Origin of the sequence: Arthrobacter sp. CG_A4 (genome assembly GCF_035985125.1) — a bacterium.
Classification (GTDB): domain Bacteria; phylum Actinomycetota; class Actinomycetes; order Actinomycetales; family Micrococcaceae; genus Arthrobacter.
The window spans coordinates 86,761-109,630 of record NZ_JAXCID010000009.1 but is presented as its reverse complement, the minus strand read 5'-3'; the positions used below and the strand labels follow the sequence as shown (position 1 = coordinate 109,630).

General features: G+C 67.0%; 21 protein-coding genes and 1 pseudogene. 16 read left to right on the top strand and 6 right to left on the bottom strand.

Annotated features, from left to right (window positions below):
• Positions 1-275: 275 nt before the first annotated feature.
• The 3 genes from RCH07_RS06145 (at position 276) to RCH07_RS06135 (ending at position 4,393) form a co-directional block, all read left to right on the top strand.
• Complete coding sequence (locus RCH07_RS06145; protein WP_326966591.1) at positions 276-1,034, top strand: LamB/YcsF family protein; 759 nt, start codon at positions 276-278, stop codon at positions 1,032-1,034.
• 150 nt (positions 1,035-1,184) lie between these two features.
• Positions 1,185-2,534 carry an MFS transporter gene (locus RCH07_RS06140; RefSeq protein ID WP_326966590.1) on the top strand — a complete coding sequence of 450 codons (1,350 nt, stop codon included), beginning with the start codon at positions 1,185-1,187 and terminating at the stop codon, positions 2,532-2,534.
• Between the two features lie 47 nt (positions 2,535-2,581).
• Positions 2,582-4,393 (top strand): 5-oxoprolinase/urea amidolyase family protein, encoded by a 1,812-nt coding sequence (locus tag RCH07_RS06135; protein WP_326966589.1) that lies wholly within the window; start codon positions 2,582-2,584, stop codon positions 4,391-4,393.
• An 82-nt stretch (positions 4,394-4,475) separates the two neighbouring features.
• On the opposite strand, the gene RCH07_RS06130 is transcribed toward RCH07_RS06135, so the two are convergent.
• Positions 4,476-5,411 (bottom strand): helix-turn-helix transcriptional regulator, encoded by a 936-nt coding sequence (locus tag RCH07_RS06130; protein WP_326966588.1) that lies wholly within the window; start codon positions 5,409-5,411, stop codon positions 4,476-4,478.
• Between the two features lie 190 nt (positions 5,412-5,601).
• Between RCH07_RS06130 and RCH07_RS06125 the strand changes: the two genes are divergently transcribed.
• Positions 5,602-6,645 (top strand): NAD(P)-dependent alcohol dehydrogenase, encoded by a 1,044-nt coding sequence (locus RCH07_RS06125; RefSeq protein WP_326966587.1) that lies wholly within the window; start codon positions 5,602-5,604, stop codon positions 6,643-6,645.
• Between the two features lie 1,196 nt (positions 6,646-7,841).
• Here the strand turns inward: RCH07_RS06125 and RCH07_RS06120 are convergent.
• Positions 7,842-8,303, bottom strand: coding sequence for a DUF6326 family protein (locus tag RCH07_RS06120; RefSeq protein ID WP_326966586.1), 462 nt, complete (start codon positions 8,301-8,303; stop codon positions 7,842-7,844).
• Positions 8,304-8,399: 96 nt separating this feature from the next.
• Here RCH07_RS06120 and RCH07_RS06115 point away from each other — a divergent pair, with 96 nt between their 5' ends.
• Positions 8,400-9,068, top strand: coding sequence for a TetR/AcrR family transcriptional regulator C-terminal domain-containing protein (locus tag RCH07_RS06115; RefSeq protein ID WP_326966585.1), 669 nt, complete (start codon positions 8,400-8,402; stop codon positions 9,066-9,068).
• 105 nt (positions 9,069-9,173) lie between these two features.
• The gene (locus RCH07_RS06110; RefSeq protein ID WP_326966584.1) at positions 9,174-9,761 is read left to right on the top strand and encodes a nucleotidyltransferase family protein; all 588 of its coding nucleotides are present in this window, start codon (positions 9,174-9,176) and stop codon (positions 9,759-9,761) included.
• A gap of 228 nt (positions 9,762-9,989) precedes the next feature.
• Here RCH07_RS06110 and RCH07_RS06105 read toward each other — a convergent pair whose 3' ends face one another.
• From RCH07_RS06105 to RCH07_RS06095, 3 genes are all read right to left on the bottom strand, one after another.
• On the bottom strand, positions 9,990-10,643 hold the full coding sequence (locus RCH07_RS06105; protein ID WP_326966596.1) for an alpha/beta hydrolase: 654 nt from the start codon (positions 10,641-10,643) through the stop codon (positions 9,990-9,992).
• A gap of 259 nt (positions 10,644-10,902) precedes the next feature.
• A complete protein-coding gene (locus RCH07_RS06100; protein WP_326966583.1) occupies positions 10,903-11,517 on the bottom strand; it encodes a hypothetical protein in 615 nt (204 codons plus the stop codon).
• A 31-nt stretch (positions 11,518-11,548) separates the two neighbouring features.
• The gene (locus RCH07_RS06095) at positions 11,549-12,040 is read right to left on the bottom strand and encodes a hypothetical protein (protein ID WP_326966582.1); all 492 of its coding nucleotides are present in this window, start codon (positions 12,038-12,040) and stop codon (positions 11,549-11,551) included.
• Positions 12,041-12,216: 176 nt separating this feature from the next.
• Here RCH07_RS06095 and RCH07_RS06090 point away from each other — a divergent pair, with 176 nt between their 5' ends.
• The 9 genes and pseudogenes from RCH07_RS06090 to RCH07_RS06050 all read left to right on the top strand — a co-directional run bounded on the left by RCH07_RS06090 (position 12,217) and on the right by RCH07_RS06050 (position 20,736).
• Entirely contained in the window at positions 12,217-13,005 is a 789-nt protein-coding gene (locus tag RCH07_RS06090) for a GNAT family N-acetyltransferase (protein ID WP_326966581.1), read from the top strand.
• Positions 13,006-13,169: 164 nt separating this feature from the next.
• A complete protein-coding gene (locus tag RCH07_RS06085; RefSeq protein ID WP_326966580.1) occupies positions 13,170-13,406 on the top strand; it encodes a hypothetical protein in 237 nt (78 codons plus the stop codon).
• Positions 13,407-13,448: 42 nt separating this feature from the next.
• Positions 13,449-13,889 carry a protein-tyrosine phosphatase family protein gene (locus tag RCH07_RS06080; protein ID WP_326966579.1) on the top strand — a complete coding sequence of 147 codons (441 nt, stop codon included), beginning with the start codon at positions 13,449-13,451 and terminating at the stop codon, positions 13,887-13,889.
• A 306-nt stretch (positions 13,890-14,195) separates the two neighbouring features.
• A complete protein-coding gene (locus RCH07_RS06075; protein WP_326966578.1) occupies positions 14,196-14,480 on the top strand; it encodes a DUF1540 domain-containing protein in 285 nt (94 codons plus the stop codon).
• A 124-nt stretch (positions 14,481-14,604) separates the two neighbouring features.
• Positions 14,605-16,161, top strand: coding sequence for a pyridoxal phosphate-dependent decarboxylase family protein (locus RCH07_RS06070; RefSeq protein ID WP_326966595.1), 1,557 nt, complete (start codon positions 14,605-14,607; stop codon positions 16,159-16,161).
• Entirely contained in the window at positions 16,158-17,516 is a 1,359-nt protein-coding gene (locus tag RCH07_RS06065) for a lysine N(6)-hydroxylase/L-ornithine N(5)-oxygenase family protein (protein WP_326966577.1), read from the top strand. Before RCH07_RS06070 ends, RCH07_RS06065 begins: the two co-directional genes overlap by 4 nt.
• A complete protein-coding gene (locus tag RCH07_RS06060; RefSeq protein ID WP_326966576.1) occupies positions 17,513-18,076 on the top strand; it encodes a GNAT family N-acetyltransferase in 564 nt (187 codons plus the stop codon). The genes RCH07_RS06065 and RCH07_RS06060 overlap by 4 nt, the downstream gene beginning before the upstream one ends.
• Positions 18,073-20,043, top strand: a complete 1,971-nt coding sequence (locus RCH07_RS06055) for an IucA/IucC family protein (RefSeq protein ID WP_326966575.1) — start codon at positions 18,073-18,075, stop codon at positions 20,041-20,043. Before RCH07_RS06060 ends, RCH07_RS06055 begins: the two co-directional genes overlap by 4 nt.
• A 176-nt stretch (positions 20,044-20,219) precedes the next feature.
• A pseudogene (locus RCH07_RS06050) lies at positions 20,220-20,736 on the top strand (Type 1 glutamine amidotransferase-like domain-containing protein).
• Between the two features lie 14 nt (positions 20,737-20,750).
• Here RCH07_RS06050 and RCH07_RS06045 read toward each other — a convergent pair.
• Positions 20,751-21,857: a GTP pyrophosphokinase gene (locus tag RCH07_RS06045; protein ID WP_326966574.1), complete on the bottom strand. Its 1,107-nt coding sequence runs from the start codon at positions 21,855-21,857 to the stop codon at positions 20,751-20,753.
• 177 nt (positions 21,858-22,034) lie between these two features.
• Between RCH07_RS06045 and RCH07_RS06040 the strand changes: the two genes are divergently transcribed.
• Positions 22,035-22,862, top strand: a complete 828-nt coding sequence (locus RCH07_RS06040; RefSeq protein ID WP_326966573.1) for an alpha/beta hydrolase — start codon at positions 22,035-22,037, stop codon at positions 22,860-22,862.
• Positions 22,863-22,870 lie beyond the last annotated feature (8 nt).

Genomic DNA, 22,870 nt, shown 5'->3' with positions numbered 1-22,870 from the left:
TTGCTGAATCCGGCCGAGCCGCCTGCGCTGCTGACGCAGCTGTTGCTGAATCCGGCCGAGCCGCCTGCGCTGCTGACGCAGCTGTTGCTGAATCCGGCCGAGCCGCCTGCGCTGCTGACGCAGCTGTTGCTGAATCCTGGCCGCGGGTTCCCGTCTCGGAGGTGGTCATAGGGCCGAATCTACACGATTGTTCCAAAGTTGAATCGTCAGATTGTTGAACAATCTGCCAATGTGATGCATCCTTGGATGGAGCAATCATGAGATGAGGATCACAAATGGCAACCATCGACCTCAACAGCGACGTCGGCGAGTCCTACGGCCGGTGGTCGTTAGGCGATGACACCGCAATGTTCCGCTCGGTGTCCAGCGCCAACGTCGCCTGCGGCTTCCACGCCGGCGACCCCAGCGTCATCCGCAACACGTGCCGCGGGGCCGTTGCGGCCGGCGTCGTAATCGGCGCCCACGTGGGCTACCGCGACCTCGCTGGTTTTGGCCGCCGGTTCCTGGACATCGATCCCCTCGAACTGGCGGACGACGTCGTCTACCAGATCGGCGCGCTGCAGGCGCTGGCCGCCGCAGAAGGCGGCACAGTCCGGTATGTGAAACCGCACGGCGGCCTCTACAACGCGATCGTGGCGCACACCGGCCAGGCCCAAGCCGTCGTCGACGCCGTCAAGTCCGTTGATCCGACCCTGCCCATCCTCGGCCTGCCTGGTTCGGAAGTGCTGCGCCTGGCCGAGGCCGCCGGACTCCGGGCCGTGACAGAAGCCTTCGCCGACCGTGCCTACAACCCGGACGGAACGCTAGTTTCCCGCACGCTCCCCGGAGCCGTCCTGCACGAGAACGCGGAGGTCACGGAGCACGTCCTTAGGATGGTCACCGATTCCGCCGTCCGCACCATCGACGGCTCCATCCTAAAGATCCGCGCAGAGAGCATCTGCGTCCACGGCGACACCCCGGGAGCCGTCACCATGGCCGCCGCGGTCCGCGAGGCCCTCACTGCCGCCGGCATCGCTACCGCGGCGTTCGTCTAGTCAGGCGTTTGCCTAGCCACCCGTTCGCCCGGCCAAGCATTTGCCCAGCCCGGCGTTTGCCCAACCGTGCAGGGCATCTCCCCGGTTCCGCCGGGACCAGCCGTACTCACACCAAGCGACGGGCAGCACCCGCGCACCTGGAGGAACACCATGACCGCACCGCACCGGGCCGCCCCGGACGCCACCAAGAAGGCCACAGAAAAGAAGTTGCCGCCCGGCGCCCTCAAGGCCTATGTCGCCAGCCTCACGGGCACCTCGCTGGAGTATTACGACTTCGCGATCTACTCCGTGGCCTCGGCCCTGGTGTTCCCCAAAATCTTCTTCCCGGGCAACGACGAATTCGTCGGCCTGTTGCTCTCTTTCTCCGCCTTCGCGGTGGGCTACCTCGCCCGCCCCATCGGCGGCGTGATCTTCGGCCGGCTTGGTGACAAGATCGGCCGCAAGCACGTCCTCGTCGTCACCCTGCTGCTGATCGGAATCGCCACGGTGCTGATCGGGTTGCTTCCGGACTACTCCATGATCGGCGTCGCCGCCCCGATCATCCTGGTGCTGCTGCGCCTGGCCCAGGGCATCGGCGTCGGCGGCGAATGGGGCGGTGCTGTCCTGCTCTCCAGCGAATTCGGCGACGCCAACAAGCGCGGCTTCTGGTCCTCCGCCGCGCAGATCGGCCCACCCGCCGGGAACCTGATGGCCAACGGCGTCCTGGCCCTGCTCGCCGCGACCCTCAGCAACGAAGCCTTCCTCTCCTGGGGCTGGCGGGTCGCCTTCCTCGCCTCCGCCCTTCTGGTGGTCTTCGGCCTCGTGATCCGGCTCAAGCTCGAGGAAACCCCCGTTTTTAAGGCCATCCAGGCCCACGGCGAGCAGCCGAAGGCCCCTATCAAAGAGGTCTTCACCAAGGAACCGCGCGCCCTCGTGGCCGCCGCCCTCTCCCGGGTCTGCCCCGACGTGCTTTATGCCCTGTTCACCGTCTTCGTGGCCGTCTACGCCACCAGGCAGCTGGGCATGACCACCGGCAACGTCCTCGGCGCGATCCTGATCGGCTCCGCTTTCCAGATCTTCCTGATCCCGGCGGCCGGCGCCCTCACCGACCGGTTCAACCGCCGCCTGGTCTACGGCATCGCCGCCGTCGGCACGGCCCTCTACATCCCGCTGTTCTTCCTTATGATTCAAGGCAAATCCGTCGCCATGCTCACCATCGGCGTCGTGATCGGCCTGGCCTTCCACGCCTTTATGTACGGCCCGCAGGCCGCCTACATCACGGAGCAGTTCCCGGCTCGGCTGCGCTACGCCGGCAGCTCGCTGGCCTACACCCTCGCCGGCGTGATCGGCGGCGCCGTCGCACCGCTGATCTTCACCGCCCTCTACCTGGCCACCGGCAACTGGTACCTGATCGCCGGCTACCTTGGCGTCGCCTCGCTCGTGACCGTCGTCGGACTGGCCCTGGGCCGCAACCCGCACACCGACGAGGAAGAGCGGCTCCTGCAGAAAGCGCACGCCTGAGCCGTGCGGACCCTTCCCGCCGGCAACAGGCATGATGAAAGCAACTGATGATCGAGACAGCAGGGGAAATCCCGGCAGGACAGCAGGCGGCAGCGCACAAAGTGAGTTCTGTGCGGGCGGTGGGAACCCGCGCGGTCCTCGCCGAGCTCTCCGGCCCCCAGGATGTGCTCGCCCTGCAGGTGCTGTTGCTCGAAAACCCGCTGCCGGGCCAGCTTGACGTCCTGGCCGCCGCCGAGACGGTCCTGGTCACCGCGGACTCGCCGGCTTCGGCCCGGCGGATCGCCGCCCGGCTGCTCCGTTTCGAGCTCACTGCCCCCGTTCAGCGGGACGGCGAGCTGGTGGTCATTGACACCGTGTACGACGGCGGGGACCTCGCCGAGGTGGGGGAGCTGACCGGACTCGGAACGGACGGGGTGATCGCAGCCCACACCGGGCAGATCTGGACCGTTGCCTTCGCCGGCTTCGCCCCGGGCTTCGGCTACATGGTGGGGGAGAACCAGGCGCTTGAGGTGCCGCGGCGCAGCTCCCCGCGCACCGCCGTCCCCTCCGGTTCGGTGGCGCTGGCCGGGAATTACTCAGCCGTGTACCCGCGACGTTCACCCGGCGGCTGGCAGCTGATCGGCCGCACCGGCGCGAAAATGTGGGACCTGGACCGGGAGCAGCCTGCCCTGGCTGCCCCCGGCCAACGCGTGCAGTTCCGCGCCGTCCGGGATGCCGTGGCGCTGGCGGAACCAGCCGCGGTTCCCGCGAAAGCTCCGTCGCCGGATGCTGGGGCGCCGAACGCTGCGTCGCCGAAAGCTGCGTCGCCGGATGCGGTGTCGCCGGAAAGGTCGACTCCGCAAGGTTCTTCCCCGGACATTGCCTCCGGTCTCCGGATCGTGTTCCCGGGCCTGCACAGCCTCATCCAGGATCTCGGCCGGCACGGCTATTCCGCCCTGGGCGTCTCCGCGGCGGGGGCACTGGACCGGGCTTCGCTCCGCCGGGCCAACCGCCTCGTCGGCAACGAACCCTCGGCGGCCGCGATCGAGACCGTCGCCGGGGGCCTGTTGATCCGGGCCGTCGGGGACCAGATTCTCGCCGTTGCCGGGGCGCCGTCGGAGCTGACCATCGGCCCGCCGCCGGAGGTCTATTCCGACGGGGAAGCCGTGCAAGCCGTGCAAGACGGGGAAGCCGGGCCAGCCGGGCAGCGGGCCGTCCCGATGGCCACCCCCTTCGCCCTGCTGGACGGCGAAATCCTGAGTATCGGCCAGCCCCGGACCGGCTTTCGCAGCTACGTGGCAATCCGCGGCGGCGTGGACGCCTTGCCGGTGCTGGGCAGCCGTTCCACCGACACCATGTCCGGCATCGGACCGCCCCCACTGGCCGCAGGCCAGCTCATCGCCGCCGGCGGCGAAGCCGAATCCGGCGTCGTGGGACACCCCGAACTGCAGCCGGACTACCCGGGCACCGGGGTGACTGTGTTCGACGTCGTCCCCGGCCCACGTGCCGACTGGTTCGATCAGGCCGCCCTGGATTCCTTGACCGGCCAGGACTGGGAGGTAAAGCCGCAGTCCAACCGGGTGGGCATGCGCTTGACTGGGACCCCGCTGGCGCGCAGCCGGAGCGGTGAACTTCCCAGCGAGGGCACTGTCGCCGGGGCCATCCAGATTCCGCCGGAAGGGCTGCCAGTGCTTTTCCTGGCCGACCACCCCGTCACCGGCGGCTACCCGGTGATCGCCGTCGTGGTGGACCACCAGCTCGACACCGCAGCCCAGGTCCCGATCGGCGGCAGGATTCGCTTCCGTTGGGCTCCCGGCCGGATGTCCCTCGAACAGATGTCTCCCGAACAGTCCGCCCCCAAACGAAAAGCGAACAACTGACGCGACAGGTCCTGATCGCTGAACGCGGAGAAAATAGCCATCCGGAGTGCCCGGGCCTTCGACGGCGCGCAGCCGGCCTCCGTTACTGCTGGAGCGGTGCTGGCCCTGATCGAGTAGCGGCTGATTGCTGCGCCTGTGACGGCAGTACCCCGGCCTCCTGCGTCTCCGGCTGCTGGGTCGCGGCCCAGCTGGCGAGCACCCGAACGGCGTCCTCGGTGGTCGAGCCGGGCTCGGCGGTATAAACGAGCAGCGACAGCCCGGCGTCGGCCGAGAGGTCCAGGGCCTCATACATGAGGTGGAGGTCACCGACCACAGGGTGCCGGAGATGCTTGAGCCCGGTGTAGTGCTGGCGCACGTTGTGGGCGGCCCACCGGGTACGGAACTCCTCGCTACGGGTGGACAGTTCCCCCACCAGGTCGGTCAGGCCGCGGTCGTACGGGTCCCGACCGGCCTCGGTGCGCAGGATGGCCACCGTGTCATTGGCGGCGCGGTCCCATTCCGGGTAGAGGCCGACCGAACGGTGGTCGAGGAAGATGAAACGGGCGTGGTTGGCCGGCCGGACGGGGCTGACGTACATCTCGGAATACAGGGCAAATCCGAGCTGGTTGGCGGCGAGGACGTCAAGGCGCCCGTTGTGAACGAACGCCGGTGCGTTGGTGATCGCGTCGAGCATGAGTTGCACGCCCGCGCGGACGGGCTGGGCGGTGGCGCGGCGGCGCGGCCGCTTGCGGGCGGTGCTCGCGGCCCGGGCCAGATCGAACAGGTGCGCCTGTTCCGCCTCATCCAGCTGCAGCGCCCTCGCCAGGGATTCCAGGATGCCCTCGGAGACGCCGGAGAGGTTTCCCCGTTCCAGCCGGGTGTAATACTCCACACTGACTCCGGCCAGCATGGCGACTTCCCCGCGCCGCAGTCCTGGTACCCGCCGGGTACCGCCGTAGGAGGGCAGTCCCGCCTGCTGGGGCGTGATTTTGGCCCGCCGGGTGGCCAGGAAGTCACGCGTCTCGCTCTGATTGTCCATGCCTTTAACGTTAGGGGGTGCGGCGCCGTGAGGGAGGCCCTGCCAGTACCCCTATCAGCAGGGCCTCCCTCACGGGCAGCCATTCGTGTTTGCTGGATACTGCCCCCGATGACGTCCGGGCCGAAAGGCCGCACCTGACCGGTGCCGAGCGCCGGGGCAAACCCCTGAACCATCCACATGCAGGAGATCCATGCTGACCGTTAACGCTTACGCCGCCACCTCGGCGACGGAACCCCTCGTTCCCACCACCATCGAGCGCCGGGACGTGGGCCCGAACGACGTCCTGATCGACATCAAGTTCGCCGGCATCTGCCACTCGGACATCCACACCGCCCGCGGCGACTGGGGACCGGCCAGCTACCCGCTGGTTCCTGGCCACGAAATCGCCGGCATCGTCAGCGAGGTCGGCCCGGCCGTCACCAGGCACGCCGTCGGCGACCGGGTGGGCGTCGGCTGCATGGTCAACTCCTGCCGCGAATGCGTCAACTGCCTGAAGGGCGAAGAGCAGTTCTGCGTGCAGGGCAACATCGGCACCTACGGCGTCGTGGACAGTGACGGCACCGTCACCCAGGGCGGCTACTCCACGCACGTTGTGGTCACCGAGGACTTCGTGGTGCGGATCCCGGAAGGCCTGGAGCTCGACGTCGCGGCGCCGCTGCTTTGCGCCGGCATCACCACGTTCTCGCCGCTGAACCACTGGGGTGCCGGCCCCGGCAAGAAGGTCGCGATCGTGGGGCTTGGCGGGCTGGGCCACGTCGGGGTCAAGATCGCGCCTGCGATGGGCGCCGAGGTCACGGTGCTGTCGCAGTCGCTGAAGAAGCAGGAGGACGGGCTGCGCCTGGGCGCGGACCACTACTTCGCCACCAACGATGAGTCCACGTTCGAGCAGCTGGCCGGCTCCTTCGACCTGATCCTGAACACGGTCAGCGCGAAGATCGACCTGAACGCCTACCTGTCCCTGCTTGCCGTTGACGGAGCTATGGTCAACGTCGGCGCTCCGGCGGAGCCGCTCTCCCTCAACGTGTTCTCGCTGATCGGCGGCCGGCGGTCGTTCGCCGGCTCGCTGATCGGCGGCATCCGGGAGACCCAGGAAATGCTCGACTTCTGCGCCGAGCACAAGCTGGGCGCCGAGATCGAGGTCATCCCGGCGGGGAAGATCAATGAGGCCTACGAGCGGGTGCTCGCCTCCGATGTGCGGTACCGCTTTGTGATTGATACCTCCACCCTGGTGTAGTCCACTCCATGAGAAGGGGGCCCGGCCGGTTCGAACCGGCCGGACCCCCTTTTGTTCTCCGCCGGGACGGACGTTGTTCCATGCCCGCGCCTGTTCGACGGTAACACTGCAGGACAGCGGCGGGGCGCGGATGCCGCCTGCGGAGCCCTGACTGCTGGCCTGTTGTCTCGATGCTTGATCTTGTATCTTTGCTCGTGTGGGGAAGGGTGGGACCATGCGGACAATGCACATTTCTCGGTCCATCACGCTGGCCGCGCTATTGGCTGCTGCAGCATGCACGGTGCCCAATAAGAACCCCACCGAGCCGTCGCCACCGGATGCTCCGGCTGAACAAAGCCTTCGATCTAATTTGAGTTGCCAGGACGCCTGGAGCGGGACTGTGCCCAGCGTCCCAGATGCCTCGACAGGGTCTGGAGTCTCATCGTCAGCGCGGCAGGGCAGTCCTCCCGGCTACGCATGGCCGATAGAAGACTCCACTGACGGGCCCCTATACGGCGAATGGCGGAACGAACTACGGGGGCTGGAAGGACACCCGTCGCAATTGACCCCGGAACTGGCACGCGGGCAATCAGCATCGAAAGTCCCGCGGATGCTGCCATCATCGTTGCCTCCGCAGGGGTCTGGGAAGCCAACGAAGCATTGCGCGAGGGACGGCTCCATCTGCCCGACTGTTACACCGTCACGGCGTGCTCTGACCGATCAGCTGTGTTTCCGGGAATGACTCTCGTCCGAAGGCCCGCCTGTGTCGTCATAAGGGTCGCCGACCCTGCTACGGGAGAATCATCGACAGCGTCGATGCCGATGTACGGGGCATCCTGCCCCTAAAATCCCTGCCCTTAAATCCCTGCCCCTAAATCCGTCAACGCCGGTGCAGTGAAGGGCGTGAACGCGCGGGCGTTTGCCGTGCTGACGTCTATCGTGTCAATGGCCAATGGACTGTGCCCACGGGAGGCCAGCAGAAATCTTCCAGTAGGGTGTGGCTGCCGAGTGGCGGGCCGGTCATGGCACCCGTCCTGATCCTCGGTTGGGGTTCCCGCACAGGAACGCTCCGATCGCTCGCTCAGCTCGTCGCCCTCCCCGTCCTCGTCTTTAGGGGGATCGGGTCAGACAGGGGCCTGGTTCGACCGGGGCTTGATGCTCTGCATGGGACAGACGGCTTCACCGCTTAGAATTCACAACCGCGCGGAACTGCGCAGTTAGCGAGCAGCAACGGGCACTCTCCGCCATTGCGCCGCGTGCACGACGACGAGCGCGAGCAGCACCACCTCGATGACGCTGCCGAAGACGTAGTACCCCCATTCGCCGATCGCGGCGCCGATGATGGTGACGCCGTAGAGCGCGGGGAGCACGATGTTCACGATTCGGTTGGCCCGGTGCGGCAGAACCAGGCTGAGATAGACCATCGAGGCGGGCACCGCAACGTAGACGGTGACGAGAAGCAGGAAGAGTTGACCGACGTCGAACACCGCGATGGTCCCCTGCTCCAGGCCGGCGCGCACGTCCGGGCGGTAGAGGGAGAACAAATCGACGTAGGCGAAGACGAGCATCGTGGCGGCCCAAAGCGCAGCGATCCGCAGGCGCACGTCGATCCGTGGCAGGCGGCCGGCGGCCTTGGATGCCGCGGCGGCATCGGGGGCGGTGGTGGTGGTTCTGGACATGATGGACCTCTCGGGGTTCGTCAAACACAAGACTTACGGGCGTAAGGGTCGATCACGAGTTTAGTCTTACGCCCGTAAGTGCGCAAGGATGGGACTATGTCGCCTCGCACACCCCTGAGCAGAGACCGGATCGTCAACGCCGCCGCCGCCGTCGCCGACCGCGCGGGTGTCCCCGCCGTGAGCATGCGCAGTGTCGCGAAAGTGCTCGGCGTGGAGGCGATGTCGCTCTACCACCACATCCCAAACAAAGAGGCGCTGCTTGATGACCTGGCCGACTGGGTGTTCGAGAGGATCGAGATGCCCGAGGTCGGCGACACCTGGCGGGAGGCGATGACGGCCCGGGCACGATCGGCGCGGTCGGTGCTCACCGCTCATCCGTGGGCGCTCGGGATGATGGAATCGCGCCCCAACCCGGGCCCGGCGCTGCTGCAGCACCACGACCGGCTGATTGGTGTGCTGATGACCGAGGGCTTCAGCGCCGCGCTCGCGACACACGCGTTCTCCGCGATCGACGCCTACGTGTACGGGTTCGCGCTGACCGAGACGAGCCTGCCGTTCGAACCGGGGGACGGCGCCGAGGGGGCGTTTGCCGCCAAGGTCGCGCCGTCGGCGGAGCTGTATCCGTACCTCGTGCGCTCGCTCGCCGAACTGCTGGGCGATGGCGGTTACGCGTTCGCGAACGAGTTCGACTACGGGTTGGAGTTGCTGCTGGAGGGCCTGGAGAGTCGGGTCGCCGACGCGAACTCCGGGCTGCGCGAGCATTAGCACAACCACCACAGGACCTCGCGCCGAAGCGGGGTGACCCCCAAGGCGGCGGAAACACCGCGCCTGATTCCGGGGTGCGCGGCCAGGCCGGGGCAGGATGAGCGGGTGACTTCCGATGATGAGCGACTCTTTCTGGGCCATATCCAAAGGAATCCGGTCAACCGGCAGATCCTTCAATTGGCGCCGCGGCTCGGTGTCGGGGACTGGTGGCTGACTGCCGGGGCGCTGTTCCAGACCGTTTGGAACGTACTGGACGGACGGGACCCCGGTGCCGGCATCCGGGACTACGATCTGTTCTATTTTGACGAGGACACCTCGTATGAGGCCGAAGACGCGGTGATCCGCCGGGCGCGACAACTTTTCAGGGACCTGGGCGCAGAGGTCGAAGTCCGCAACGAAGCCCGCGTGCATCTCTGGTACGAGGAGCATTTCGGGGTCCCCGCGGTGCCGTTCACCAGCACCGCCGACGCCATAGATCACTTCGCCGCGAAGACCTGTTGCTTCGCAGTCACGGCGGACGAAAACGGTGGTCTCACGACGTATGCGCCGCACGGTTACGATGACCTCTTTGCCCGCAAAGTGGTGCCGAACCCAGTGCTGGCGCCCAGGGACGTGTACTTGACCAAAACCAGGCGGTGGAGCACGGAATGGCCCTCGCTGACGGTCCTGCCGTGGCCCGCGGTACAGGTTTAGGAACGCGCCCGCCGCCCCGCCCGGCGCCCGCCGCCGCGCGACAGCTCTCTCCGTCTGGACGCGGCTCCGAAACCGTTCCAGGTTCCGCGAAGTGCATAGCAAGGCCGCCATTTCAGGCTGCGATTTAGCCGCCGCACAAAGTTCACAGTCATAGCCGGGCGTCCGAAGCGCGCTGTTGGTCAGCCCCATCGCGCTGACCTGCCGATCGTCTGCCGCCCACGGCCTGCATCAGGCCAGGTTCCGGCCCAGGAACGAGACGACATCCGGGCGGATGGATCGCCAGTAGCTGGTGTCGTGGCCGCCGTGCTGGAAACCTCCCGAGTGCTCACCCGGGAGGTCCTGCACATAGTCCTTCACGCTGAAGAGCAGGTTGTCGGCTGTGCCACAGTCAATTCTCTTCGGCAGTGCCGTCAGCTCCGGCCGCAGGGCAAAGATGTCGTTGGACGCAAAGTCCGCGGCGCTGTCAAAATTGTCGGACCGGCCGGCGTCGTACAGGCTCCAGACTGCTGGGCTCATGGCGGCCACGGCGCGGAGACCTGGGAGGCGGTGCTGGGCGGCAAGGAGCAGGGCGCCGAAACCGCCCATCGACAGGCCGAAAACTGCGAGCCTGCCGGTGTCGATTCCCTGGCCTGCCAGCAACGGGAGGAATTCTTCCATCAGCATGGACGGCGTGTCTGTGCCTGAGGCGCGGCGGTGCCACCAGCTTTCGCCTCCGTCCACAGCCGCGATCGCGAAAGGCGTCCCGCCGCGCGCTATATGCCGTGCCAGGACTCGGTCCGCGTCCAGGTCGTCGAAGACCATACGGTGGTCCGCGTGCGCGCCATGCAGGAAGAGAGCCACTGGCAGGGAGCCGGGGACGGCGCCACCGGTGGAGTCCGGCATTGCCACGGACCAACCCGTAAGTACCCGCGGGCGAAACCGTGACGTGAAACTGCCGGCGCGCAATGCTACGGGCGGGGCATTGCTGGACGAGGTCCCGCTGGCGCATCCTGCGACCGACGCGGCGGCCACGGCGCCGAGCCCCAGCAGACGCCGTCGGGGAATTCCGGACGATCCCAGGACGCCGGTCATAAGTCCGGCGCAGCGGTACGGCAGTCCTGGCCGTGCGGGAGAAAGCTCCACTGCGGGGCTGGACGCACGGTCACCAGAATTTCTGCACGCCGGACACGGCGTCGTGTAGCTGGGAACTGTCAAGGGAAATGGAGCACTCCGCCAGGCCGAAGTCTTTCCACTCTGCGACCAGCCGGAGTTTCCCGGCCGCTGGCAGCGGCCAGAGCCAGAGCGCGCCCGAGCCGGATAACTCGTCGTCGCCGCCGTTCCCGCCTCCGTTTCGCAACAGGAGGACCGGCGGAGCCGGCTCCTCGGTGCCTTCGAACCATCCGAACGGGTGCGAGCCGGTGCTCGATTTTGAACCGTCAGAGAAAGCCGCGCCGAACAGGAGCATCGAAGCCCCGCCGGAGCCGTTGCGGGCGCCCGGCCAGTGCCGGAAGAACACGGCGTTGAGATCTGCCCACTCCTCATCCGTCTGTTCACCCCGACGGATGGTCCAGGACAGGTCGAACGAACAACCCGTTGAGAAGACGTCCGCGCTCTTGACGGCCATCACCATCGTGGGGCTCCGGTGCAGGAACTGACCGATGTGAACTACGCCCGGGAGTTCATCAGGCGGGGCGCCGGCCCAGGCCGGCGGCACGTTCGTCTCTGCCCGCCCACGCGGGGGAACAGGCGGCACCGGGAAGTCCTGGAAAAAGGTCATGGAAGATCCTTTTGTTGGTGGACGGCCGCGGTCACTGCGGCCGTACTGGTAGGCGAAGGGTGATGGATTGTGTTGCCATGGGACCGCCGCATTCCTCCGAGCCGCCCACCCTGGTCCATTCCAGCCGGGACTGCTGCTCGGCGGTCAGCGTGCCGCCTGTGGTGAGCACGCGAGTTGTGACTTCGCCGGGCAAATGGCCACGGACGGTGAACAACCAGGAATTGACCGCCGTCCGGGATACGGTGAAGGGGGCCGTGGACGGCGAAGGGTCCACCGGAGCGCTGGGAACCGCCGATTTCGGTGAAGCGGGCTGAGGCAGGGCTGCGTCGGGAACCGAGCAGCCCTCCGCGGTGCACAGTTCAACGCGGTCGACGGCGGTGATGTCGCCTTCGAGCCGCACAGTGATGGTGCTGACCCATCCCGCTGCCGGACAAACGACGTCGGTCACGCCGCAGGCGGTCAGCGGCAGGCCGGCAACCATGACGACGGCGGCAGAGCGGAAGATCCCCCAATTCGACCTCATTGCGCCAGTCTAGACAGATTCCCGACGGACCGCTTGAGTCCGCGCAGCGGGACCAGCGGTCTTTCGTGGAACGAAGGTGGCGCCCCTGGGACCGGAGCAAACGCCTGGCCGGCAACCCCCGACTCCGGATCCGGACGCTGCACCGCCGCTTTGCCGCCGCTGTACCGTGGAGGCCGATGACTACTTCGAAACAGCTCCTCATGGCCTACGATCAGCAGCTCCGAACGGATGCGGAGACCCCCGGCGCGATGGCCGTCAAGCGGTTGGGTCCCCTGCGTCTTGTGACCTTTGCCGGCGGGCGGGGTTTTGTGACTTATCAGGACCTGGACGGAGCCAGCGCCGAAACGATCGCGCAGTGGGTGGTGGACGCGCTTGCGTTCTACCGTGAGGATCCGGCAATCGTGCGGGTCGAGTGGAAGACCCGCGGTCACGATCATGCGCCCGGGCTCACTGCGGCGCTGCTCAAGAACGGATTTATGCCTGAAGAGGCAGAGTCGATCATGATCGGCCCGGCCAGCGCGCTGGGTGTGGATGTCACCCTCCCGCCCGGTGTGAGCCTGCGGAGAGTGACCGAAGAACCGGATATCCGGGCCATGAGCGCCATGCAGGACAAGGTTTTCAGCAGTCCCGTCTCCGACGGCAATGCTGACGCCATCCTGCGTCGGGTGGCCCACGACGACGGGATGGAATTGTGGGTGGCCGAATATCGGGGGCTGATTGTCAGTGCGGGCCGCCTGGAACCGGTTCCGGATACGGAATTCGCGGGCATCTGGGGCGGGGCTACACGCGAAGAATGGCGCGGCCGGGGGATTTACCGCGCCGTCACCGCGGCCCGGGCTCGAGCCGCCTTGTCGCTGGGCAAAAGGTTCATCCACAGCGATTCAACGGAATATTCGCGGCCGATTCTGGAACGCTACGGCCTGCTCCGAGTGTCAACGACGACGCCGTTCTGCTGGCGCCGCTGAGTCCCGCAGTTCGCCGGATTCCCGGACGCCCGGGTGACGAGGTATGACAGGGCCCGAGCGGTCCGCACGGTCACCGGACAAGGCTGGCTGCCAGGTGCGGTGCCCCAGCCCGCGTTGGTCCTGCCCGGCTATCACCGGATGCCGGGCCATGACAGACTGCGACCATGAGTATCGAGCAATGGTGGCCGAAGCTGCGGCCCTCGACGCGGGAACGGCTGATTGATAACAACGGCGACGCAGTTCCGGCGGAGACTCTTGTTGAGATCGCGAATGCCGGCGGCTCTGTCGCACTCGACGCCTGGTGGGTGGGGGAGATCGGGCCCTCTGGCTTTCATTTCTCGGACGAGGCCGTCGACTGGATTGAGGCCGTCGGAAACGGCGAAGCACCCGGCGATCGCTGAGGCAGCCTCAATTCACCAGCGGCAGGGGCTACCCTCGGGAGCATGACGCGGACGTGGGAGGCGGGGACGGAGGGAGTCCTCGAACTTCCCTCCGGCCGCCTCATCCGCGGCCGCGGCCTGCGCAGGCCGCTTCCGGCCGGCCCGCACCCCGGCTTTGGGCTCTACCTGCTGGGCAAAGCTCCGGAGCCGCCCGGCTGGGACTCCCGATGGGTCCGGTGGCGGGATCTCCGGCTGCCAGCCGACGACGCCGACACCCTTGTTGCGCTGACGGACGCCTGGCGCCGTGCCGCGGACGAGCGGGTTGAGGTCGCATGCCTGGGCGGCCGCGGGCGAACCGGTACCGCCCTCGCCTGTATCGCCATCCTGGACGGAGTGCCGGCAGCGGACGCGGTAGCCTTCGTCCGCCGGAACTACCTCCCGGGTGCTGTGGAGACACCCTGGCAGCGGCTGTACGTTGCGAGGTTCCGGGGCCCGGAGACATGACGCACGAACCCTCCCGCGACGCGCGAACCACCCCGCGACGCGCGAAATTCCTGGCGCGGCTTGAATTCCGGTAGCGCCAGGAATTTCGCGCGTCGAAGACGCGATCGGGCCGCGCCGGCCGCCGGCCCGTCACCCTCCGCGGGCCGGTCAGGACTGGGTCAGGGCCGGTGAGCACCGGAGAGGACCGCCCCGGCACCCCCGACAAATTAGCTCACACAATTGGGTCTTTTTGATTGCGCAGACCGGGCCTACCGTGGACTTAAGGAGCCGCCCAGCCCGGGTGGCCAGACCATGGAGGACCTTCCAATGAGCACTCACGTAGCCGACTGCAGCGTTAGCAATTGCTCTTTCAACGATCACTCTTCGTGCAACGCCGCCGCCATCACGGTGGGCGGTGCTGAAAATCACGCCTCCTGCGCCACATTCATCGATATCGGCGTCCACGGCGGCCTACCCAAGGTGCTGGCCGACGTCGGAGCTTGCCAACGCTCCGAATGTGCCAACAACGACCACTTGATGTGCAATGCCGCCGAGGTGCACGTCGGGCCCGGGGCGGACAATGCCGACTGCCTCACCTACGCCCACAGATAGGGCCGAGCACAGCGCCCGGAGGAATTAAGTCATACAAACTTGACGTTAAGGCCTGCCTAAGTAAGGGTTGGCTAAGTACTGACAACGTCAACCGAAGGATTCCTCTGTGACGCCTCGAACTCCTGTGCCCAATCACGCATCCCCGCCCGGGCCGGCGACCCTGTGCGACTCCCGGACGGAGCTGGTGAAATCGGCCACCGCCCACCTTTTCAATGCCCGCAACGCGGCCCGGTACTCGGCCCAGGTGCTGCAGGGTGTGGAGGCTGCGGCCGCCAAGGTATCGCGCTGCACGCGTCCGTTCACCGGTGTCACGCCCGGCGAGATGAAGTCCCGGGTCGACAGCGTGGATCTCGACACCCCGCTGCCCGACACTGCGGCTGCCCTCGAGGAACTGGAGGAGGTCTACCTCCGGGATGCCGTCTACTTCCACGACGCCAAGTACGCGGCCCACCTGAACTGTCCCGTCGTCATCCCGGCCCTCGTTGCCGAGGCTGTCCTGTCTGCGGTGAACTCCTCGATGGACACCTGGGATCAAAGCGCCGGTGCAACACTGATCGAGCGCAGGCTCATCGCCTGGGCCGCGGCGCAGCTTGGGCTGGGAGCAGCCGCGGACGGCGTCTTCACCTCGGGCGGGAGCCAGTCCAATTTCCAGGCCCTGCTGCTGGCCCGGAACCAGGCCGTGGAATGGCAGAGGCTGGATCCGGAAAATGACGGGTTCAGACTGCCGTCGCTCCTGGAGAAGCTGCGCATCTTCACGTCGGCGGACAGCCACTTCAGCATCGAGAAATCCGCGTCGATGCTGGGGCTGGGGTACGACGCCGTCGTGCCGGTGCCGTGCGGGCCGGACCACCGGATGGATCCCCGTGCCCTGACCGGCAAACTGGCCCGGGCCCGGGACGAGGGACTGGTGCCGATGGCGATTGTGGCCACGGCCGGCACCACCGACTTCGGCGCGATTGATCCCCTCGCGGAGCTGGCTGCAGCGGCGCGCGGGTCCGGCGCCTGGTTCCACGTGGATGCGGCGTACGGCGGCGGATTGATGGTGTCCGGCCGGCACCGGCACCTGCTGGACGGGATCCACCGGGCCGATTCCGTCACCGTCGACTTCCACAAAACGTTCTTCCAGCCGGTCAGTTCCAGTGCCCTCCTGGTCCGCGACGCGGCCACGCTCCGGCATGTGAGATACCACGCCGACTACCTGAACCCGGCCGCCGCCGTCGACCGCCCCAACCAGGTGGACAAGAGCATTCAGACCACCCGCCGTTTCGACGCCCTGAAACTCTGGCTGACGCTGCGGATCATGGGAGCCGGCCAGCTCGGCGCGCTCTTTGACCAGGCCATTGACCTGGCGTCGGGCGTGGGGGAGGTGCTGGCCTCGGACCCCGACTTTGAACTCGCCGCACCGCCGCAACTGAGCACCCTGGTGTTCCGCTTCCGGCCGCTTCACCCGGACGGCAGCCGCGTGTCCGACGAGGCCGCGGACGGCCTTAACCAGGACATCCGCTCCGCCGTCTTTGCCTCCGGCGAGGCCGTCGTGGCAGGTACAAAGGTGGCGGACCGGCACTACCTGAAGTTCACCTTGCTCAATGCCGAGGCGACGTTGGAGGACATCCGCGGCATCCTCGAGCTGCTGCGGTCCACCGGGGCATCGCTGCTCGCCCGGCCGGAGGCGAGGGCATGAGCGCCCGCAGCGCACAGGCGCCGCAGCGCGTCCACGACTTTGCCGCCGTCGGCGTCGGGCCCTTCAACCTCGGCCTCGCGGCGCTGAGCGAGCCCGTCGACGGGCTGGACGGCATCTTCCTGGAACGCCGGGAATCCTTCGACTGGCACCCCGGCATGATGCTGGAACCGGCCCACCTGCAGGTCCCCTTCCTGGCCGACCTCGTGACCCTCGCCGACCCGACGTCGCCCTTTTCCTTCCTGAACTTCCTGAAGCAGACGGGACGGCTCTACCGCTTCTACATCCGCGAAAGCTTCTACCCCCTGCGCGCCGAGTACAACCAGTACTGCCAGTGGGTGGCCGGCCAGCTGGAGTCCGTCCGCTTCGGCACGGACGTCCGGGGGATAACGCACGACGGCGGCGTGTACCGGCTGGCGGTGGACGGCCCGGACGGGCCGGAGGTGCTGCACGCTCGGCGGCTGGTGCTGGGCACCGGAACCTCGCCGTTGGTTCCGGCGGCCTGTGACGGCATCATCGACGGCGGCGGGCTGGTCCTCCACAACGCCGGGTACCTGCCCCGGAAGAGTGAACTCCAGCGCCAGCGGAGCATCACGATCGTGGGCAGCGGGCAAAGTGCCGCGGAAATCTACTACGAGCTGCTGCAGGAGATCGACGTCCATAACTACCAGCTGAACTGGGTCACCCGGTCCGGCCGGTTCTTCCCGCTCGAATACACCAAGCTGACGCTCGAGATGACGTCGCCGGAGTACGTGGACTACTTCCATACTCTCCCGCAGGAGCAGCGCGACGGCCTCATCAAGAGCCAGAAAAACCTCTACAAGGGCATTAATTCCGGGCTCATCGACGCCATCTACGACCTCCTGTACACCAAGAGCCTTTCCGGGATGGTGGATACCCGGCTGCTCACCCACTCGGAACTCACCGGAGCCTCCTGGGATGCGGCGGCGGGACTGCACACGCTGCGGCTGCGGCATGCGGAGACCGGCGCCGGCTACGCCTTGGAGACCGGGGCCGTGGTGCTCGCCACCGGCTACGCATACCGGGAACCGGCGTTCCTGGCGGGGGTACAGGACCGGATCGCGCGGGACAGTAACGGAAGGTTCGCCGTGGAGCGCAACTACAGCACCGGCGTTGAACCCGGCGAGATATTCGTCCAGAACGCAGAACTGCACACCCACGGCTTCGTCACGCCGGACCTGGGTATGGCCGCCTACCGCAACTCCTGCATCCTGCGCGAGATTACGGGCCGCGAGATCTATCCGGTGGAGCGCAGCATCGCGTTCCAGCACTTCGGCCCGCCGCCGCAGCCAGGATCCCCGGCGGGCTTCCCCGAAACAGCGGACGTTTCGGCATGAGCTTCACGTTCCGCTGCCTGGACCCAGTGGCCGACGCGCCGCTCCTCCACAGCTGGGTGACACGGGAGTACGCCGGTTTCTGGGGCATGCTCGGCTGCACCGTTGACGACGTCGTGGCGGAGTACTCAAGAATCCGGTCGAGCGGTCACCACCACGCGTTGCTGGGGCTCGACGACGGTGTCCCCGCCTTCCTGCTGGAGGAATACCGTCCGGCGCTGTCGCCGCTTGCCCCTGTGTACTCCGTCCAACCGGGGGATCTCGGGATGCACCTCCTGGTCGCCCCGCCGGCCGGCCCGGTCCGGACGGGCTTCACCGCCGCCGTCATGGAAGCCGCCCTGGAACGGCTTTTTGCCGCCACGGAGGTGGAGCGCGTTGTGGTGGAACCCGACGCCCGCAACACGAAAATCCACATTCTTAACGCACGGCTGGGCTTCGAGCCCGCCGGATTCGTGGAGCTACCCGGCAAGCGGGCGCTGCTCAGCTTCTGCACCCGGGAAGCCTTCCACTCGGCCCGCACCGGGCTTCACCTGTCCCCGACCCGCCAGGGAGCACCACTATGACCACCGCCGCACGTGAATCCGTTCTGACCTCCAGTACCGCCGCAGCCCATCTGACGCCGGAACGCTGGGCCGCCGCCAACCGGCATCTCATCCGCAAGGCACTCGCCGAGTTCTCGCACGAACGGATCCTGGTGCCGGAACTCGTGGTGCCGGAGGGGTGTGGAGCTGAAGGGTTCGGGCCTGGCGAACCTGGGCCGGTCGAATCCGGCCAGAACGTCCTGGGGGTTGCGCAGAAAGCGGCCGACTACCGCATCATCAGCGACGACGGCGCCGTGGAGTACCGCTTTACGGCCCGGAGACTGGAGCTCGACCATTGGTCCATCGCGGACATGTCCATCCGCCGCCTCGACGCGGGGGCATGTTCCGATCTGCCAGGTTCGGGGGCCGAAGAATGGGCATGTCCCGCGGAGGAGGGGCTTGAGCTCGATGCCCTGCGCTTCATCACGGAATTCCGGGGCACCCTGGGAATCCGCGAGGAGATGCTCCCGGTCTATCTCGAAGAAATCAGCAGCACGCTTGCCAGCCACGCGTACAAGCAGTGGAGGGGCCAGCCGTCTGCCGAGGAGCTGGCAGCCGGCGTGACCGGCGGGGCCAACGCCGCCGTCGACTTCCAGGCCATCGAGCGGAGCATGACCGAAGGCCACCCCTGCTTCGTGGCCAACAACGGACGGCTGGGCTTCGGTATTGCCGACTTCCGCGCCTTTGCGCCCGAGGCCGCAGCCCCCGTGCAGCTGGAGTGGATCGCGGTGCACCGGAGCAAGGCCGTCTTCACCGCCAGCGGGGGGCTCGGCTACCGGAACCACCTCGACGCGGAACTGGGGACGTCCGCCGTCGCGTACTTCACCGCAGAGCTCGGCGCCCGGGGCCTTGATCCGGCGGAGTACTTCCTGATGCCGGTCCACCCCTGGCAATGGGATAACAAGCTCACCGTGACCTTCGCCGCCGAATTAGCGCAGCGGCACATCGTCCATCTGGGGACCGGTGCGGACCGTTACCAGGCCCAGCAATCCATCCGCACGTTTTTCAACACGGTGTCGCCGGAGAAGTGCTACGTGAAGACGGCCATGTCCGTGCTGAACATGGGCTTCATGCGGGGCCTGTCGCCGCAGTACATGAAAGCCACGCCGGCCATCAACGACTGGCTCCACGGGCTGATCCACAGTGACGCCGCGCTGCAGAAGCGCGGCCTGAAAGTGATCCGGGAAGTGGCTGCCATCGGTTATCACAACGGCTACTACGAGGCGGCAACCGCCAAGGATTCGCCGTACCGGAAGATGCTCTCCGCGCTGTGGCGGGAGAGTCCGCTGCCGCTGCTGGAACAGGGGCAGCAACTGACCACCATGGCCGCCCTCCTTCACGTTGACGCCGCGGGCAAGCCGATGGTTTCCGCGCTGATCGAGCGTTCCGGCCTGGAACCCGCGGAGTGGCTGCGCCGATACTTCGAGGTTTATCTTGTGCCGCTGGCTCACTGCCTCTATTCCTACGAGCTGGCCTTTATGCCGCACGGCGAGAACGTCATCCTGATCCTGGAAAACGGCGTCCCCGTCAGTGCCGTCATGAAGGACATCGCCGAGGAGATCGTGGTCATGGGTGACCGGCTGGATCTGCCCGAAGACGTGGCACGGATTAAGGTGGAGATCCCCGACGAGGAGATGGTCCTCGCCATCTTCACCGACGTCTTCGACTGCATCTTCCGGTTCCTCAGCGCCCAGCTGGAGGAAGATGGCAAGCTCAGCGGCGACGAGTTCTGGCGGGCCGCCGCGGCCGTCCTCCGGAGCTACCAGGGCGAGCACCCCGAGCTCGCGGAGCAGTTTGCCCGGCATGAACTGTTCGCGGAGGACTTCGAATTGTCCTGCCTGAACCGTCTGCAGCTGCGCAACAACCTGCAGATGCTGGACCTCACCGACCCATCCGGTGGCCTGCAGAAATCCGGCCGGCTGCGGAACCCCCTGGCGCGCTTCGCCTGACCCCGACGCGCAACCCGCCCGGCGACGCGCAACCCGCCCGGCGACGCGCAAATAACCCGGCGCTACCGGAATTCCGGTAGCGCCGGGGGATTTGCGCATCGAAAAAGCCCGGGAGGCCCGGCCGCCTGTACGCTCGACTCCACCACCGCACTTCCCCGACCAAGGAGGACCCAGCTATGGCTGCCGAAAGCCCGACAATTCTTGCGACCTCCGGTGGCTACAAACCTGGGGCGCGGACACGGCTGCAATTCAACAAGCTGGTCCATCACGCGGTGGACTTGTCCGGTGCCACCGGCCGGGCGCCCAAAGTTGCCCACGTCGGCACCGCCAGCGGGGATCAGCGGTGGGGTGTCGGCCGGTTCGATCTGCTGGTTCGACGGCGGGACCACCGATTCGTTCGGACCCGAGCTTCGCGCTGTGGGCAACGGGCTGGGGCTGCTGCCGTACGACAACGGGGTCCACTACGACTCCGAAGCTGCACGCCGTCCCCTCGTGCACCGTCTGGTGGCGGACGGGACGTTAGGCGAGACCCACTGCACCGATGACGGCGTGGGCTTGCTCTACCGCGGGACCGAACTCGTCGAAGCGCTCACTGAAGTGCCAGACAAAGCCGCCTACCGGGTGCGGCTGGAAAAGTCCGGGGGCCCAACCGCTGAAGTGCTCGAGGAACGGCTGGAGCCAACCGCGCTCTAGGATCAGCGCGTTCCCTACCCCTGCGTCAGCCGGTACCGCTCAATCTGCTTCAGCCGCCGCAGGAGGCTGTCGCGCCGCGGGTGCGGGACGGCGTCGGCCGGTTCAGCGGTGAGTTCGATGTGTTTGGTGCCGTACTGCCAGAGCAGCAGGTCATCCAGCAGCCGGTCCGGGCCGGGAGAGTAGCGGTGGTCCAGGGCCTTGCGGACCTCGGTGATCCGGTTGGCTCTGAGCAGCCCGGCGAGCTGCATGGTCTGGTTGAGCCCGTGCGCCGCCATGAGTTCGGCGGCCCAGCCCCAGTCGTCGTCGACCTTCCGGTCCACGTGCGGCAGCAGCGTCCGCCACACGTCGCGGATCCGGTTCGGGGTGAGCGGCGCGGCCCCTTCGCCGTCCATGTCCCAGTAGCTGCGGACCTCCTCGTAGCGCTCGTGCAGGTCAGCGAACGCCCCTTCCACGGTTTCGAGCATGGCGGCCGTGGCGGTGAACTGGCGGTCGAAGTGCGGGGTCCAGGCACGCGGGTCCTCGGCCTTGAAACGGATGTCGTGTTCGATCTCGCTCCAGGCATGCGCGAACACGGTGCGGATCTGGCATTCGAAGAAGTAGCTGCCGTTCGGCTGGACATCAGGGTTGACAGCCTGCTGATACTCCTTGACGGCCTCGTTCTGGATGGTCCGCAGGATCAGGTGCCGGCTGGAGTAGCCGTAAGTCCCCGACTCGATGGAGCCGATGTCCTTTTCGCGGTCCCCGCGGCAGTCGAAGAGCTGACGCTGGCGCTTGATCAGGTTGGCCACCACCGCGTTTTCCGCCGGCAGTTTGGTGATCACGCGGATGCCCACCATGTCATTCAGGGTCCGGAACGGGTCGGGGAACTTAAGTACCGGAGGGCCGCCGGGCTCCAGCGGCTCCTCGGTGCGGGAGATCTTCTCGCGGAAGGATTCCACGGTCTTGGTGCGGCCGGTGACGAACAGCGGGGTCACCTCGGTGCCCTTCAGCATGGACCGCAGCGTCAGCAGGACCTCGCGGGTCACCAGTTTCAGGGCAGGACGGACCCGCTCGTAGAGTTCCACGTTGTCCTGCACGGATTCGCGCAGGCTCGGTTCCAGCCGGTCCCAGTTACTCGCCATGCGTCCAGCTTACGGCGGAGGTACGACGACGGCGCCGCCTTACGCACCGCCGCGCGGCACCCAAGGTAGGCTCTCCCCATGGCTGATGTGCGGCGTCGGGCTTTGATCGCGGCCGCAGCGGCCGCGACTCTGGGGGCAGTCTCCGCCGCCTGTTCAGCAGGCCCTGAGGAGGACACTGTGAAGCGGCACAAGTACAGCTACGGCGATGACTCCAGCCAGTGGGGGGAGCTCTTCCTGCCGGATCTTGCCGTGCCCAAGGGCGTGGTGGTGGTCATCCACGGCGGCTACTGGCGCTCGCAGTACGGTGCCGAACTCGGCGAACCCCTCGCTAAGGACCTTGCGGCGCACGGAATGGCCGCCTGGAACCTGGAGTACCGCCGCGCCGGCAACGGCGGCGGCTGGCCGAACACCTTTTCCGATGTGCTGGCCGGGATCGACAAACTGCGTGACGTAGCGGCTGACCACGGACTCGGACTTGACAGCGTGGTGGCCCTGGGCCACTCCGCCGGCGGCCACCTGGCCCTCTGGGCGGCCGGACGAAGCCGGCTCGGGCAGCTCGGTGCCCCGGACGCGGACCGCCAACTGCTGCGCAAGGACGACGACGGCGAGGTGAACCTCACGGGCGTCGTTAGTCAGTCAGGAGTGCTGAATCTGGCCGAGGCGGAAAGGCTGAACCTCAGCAACGGCGCGGTCAGCAACCTACTGGGCGGCTCCTCGGAAAAATACCCCAAACGGCATAAATACGTGGACCCCATGAGTGCGCTGCCGCTGGGCATCCCCGTATATGCCGTCCACGGCACAGAAGACGACACGGTTCCGGTGAGCCAGTCTGAGTCCTATGCCGCAGCGGCCAAGGCTGCCGGCGCCCCGGTCCAGCTGCTCAAGGTGCCGGGGGACCACTTCGCCCTGATTGACCCAAAGGCCGCCGCCTACCGGAAGTGCCGGGAACTTGTGCAGCAACTGCTGAGCAGAACCCCATCCGGTGCAGCCCCCGCCCGGTGGTAGCGTGACCC

Coding starts and splice junctions, on each gene's coding strand:
- RCH07_RS06145 (WP_326966591.1), top strand. CDS start 276: ATGGCAACCATCGACCTCAACAGCGACGTCGGCGAGTCCTACGGCCGG.
- RCH07_RS06140 (WP_326966590.1), top strand. CDS start 1,185: ATGACCGCACCGCACCGGGCCGCCCCGGACGCCACCAAGAAGGCCACA.
- RCH07_RS06135 (WP_326966589.1), top strand. CDS start 2,582: ATGATCGAGACAGCAGGGGAAATCCCGGCAGGACAGCAGGCGGCAGCG.
- RCH07_RS06130 (WP_326966588.1), bottom strand. CDS start 5,411: ATGGACAATCAGAGCGAGACGCGTGACTTCCTGGCCACCCGGCGGGCC.
- RCH07_RS06125 (WP_326966587.1), top strand. CDS start 5,602: ATGCTGACCGTTAACGCTTACGCCGCCACCTCGGCGACGGAACCCCTC.
- RCH07_RS06120 (WP_326966586.1), bottom strand. CDS start 8,303: ATGTCCAGAACCACCACCACCGCCCCCGATGCCGCCGCGGCATCCAAG.
- RCH07_RS06115 (WP_326966585.1), top strand. CDS start 8,400: ATGTCGCCTCGCACACCCCTGAGCAGAGACCGGATCGTCAACGCCGCC.
- RCH07_RS06105 (WP_326966596.1), bottom strand. CDS start 10,643: ATGCCGGACTCCACCGGTGGCGCCGTCCCCGGCTCCCTGCCAGTGGCT.
- RCH07_RS06100 (WP_326966583.1), bottom strand. CDS start 11,517: ATGACCTTTTTCCAGGACTTCCCGGTGCCGCCTGTTCCCCCGCGTGGG.
- RCH07_RS06095 (WP_326966582.1), bottom strand. CDS start 12,040: ATGAGGTCGAATTGGGGGATCTTCCGCTCTGCCGCCGTCGTCATGGTT.
- RCH07_RS06090 (WP_326966581.1), top strand. CDS start 12,217: ATGACTACTTCGAAACAGCTCCTCATGGCCTACGATCAGCAGCTCCGA.
- RCH07_RS06085 (WP_326966580.1), top strand. CDS start 13,170: ATGAGTATCGAGCAATGGTGGCCGAAGCTGCGGCCCTCGACGCGGGAA.
- RCH07_RS06080 (WP_326966579.1), top strand. CDS start 13,449: ATGACGCGGACGTGGGAGGCGGGGACGGAGGGAGTCCTCGAACTTCCC.
- RCH07_RS06075 (WP_326966578.1), top strand. CDS start 14,196: ATGAGCACTCACGTAGCCGACTGCAGCGTTAGCAATTGCTCTTTCAAC.
- RCH07_RS06065 (WP_326966577.1), top strand. CDS start 16,158: ATGAGCGCCCGCAGCGCACAGGCGCCGCAGCGCGTCCACGACTTTGCC.
- RCH07_RS06060 (WP_326966576.1), top strand. CDS start 17,513: ATGAGCTTCACGTTCCGCTGCCTGGACCCAGTGGCCGACGCGCCGCTC.
- RCH07_RS06055 (WP_326966575.1), top strand. CDS start 18,073: ATGACCACCGCCGCACGTGAATCCGTTCTGACCTCCAGTACCGCCGCA.
- RCH07_RS06045 (WP_326966574.1), bottom strand. CDS start 21,857: ATGGCGAGTAACTGGGACCGGCTGGAACCGAGCCTGCGCGAATCCGTG.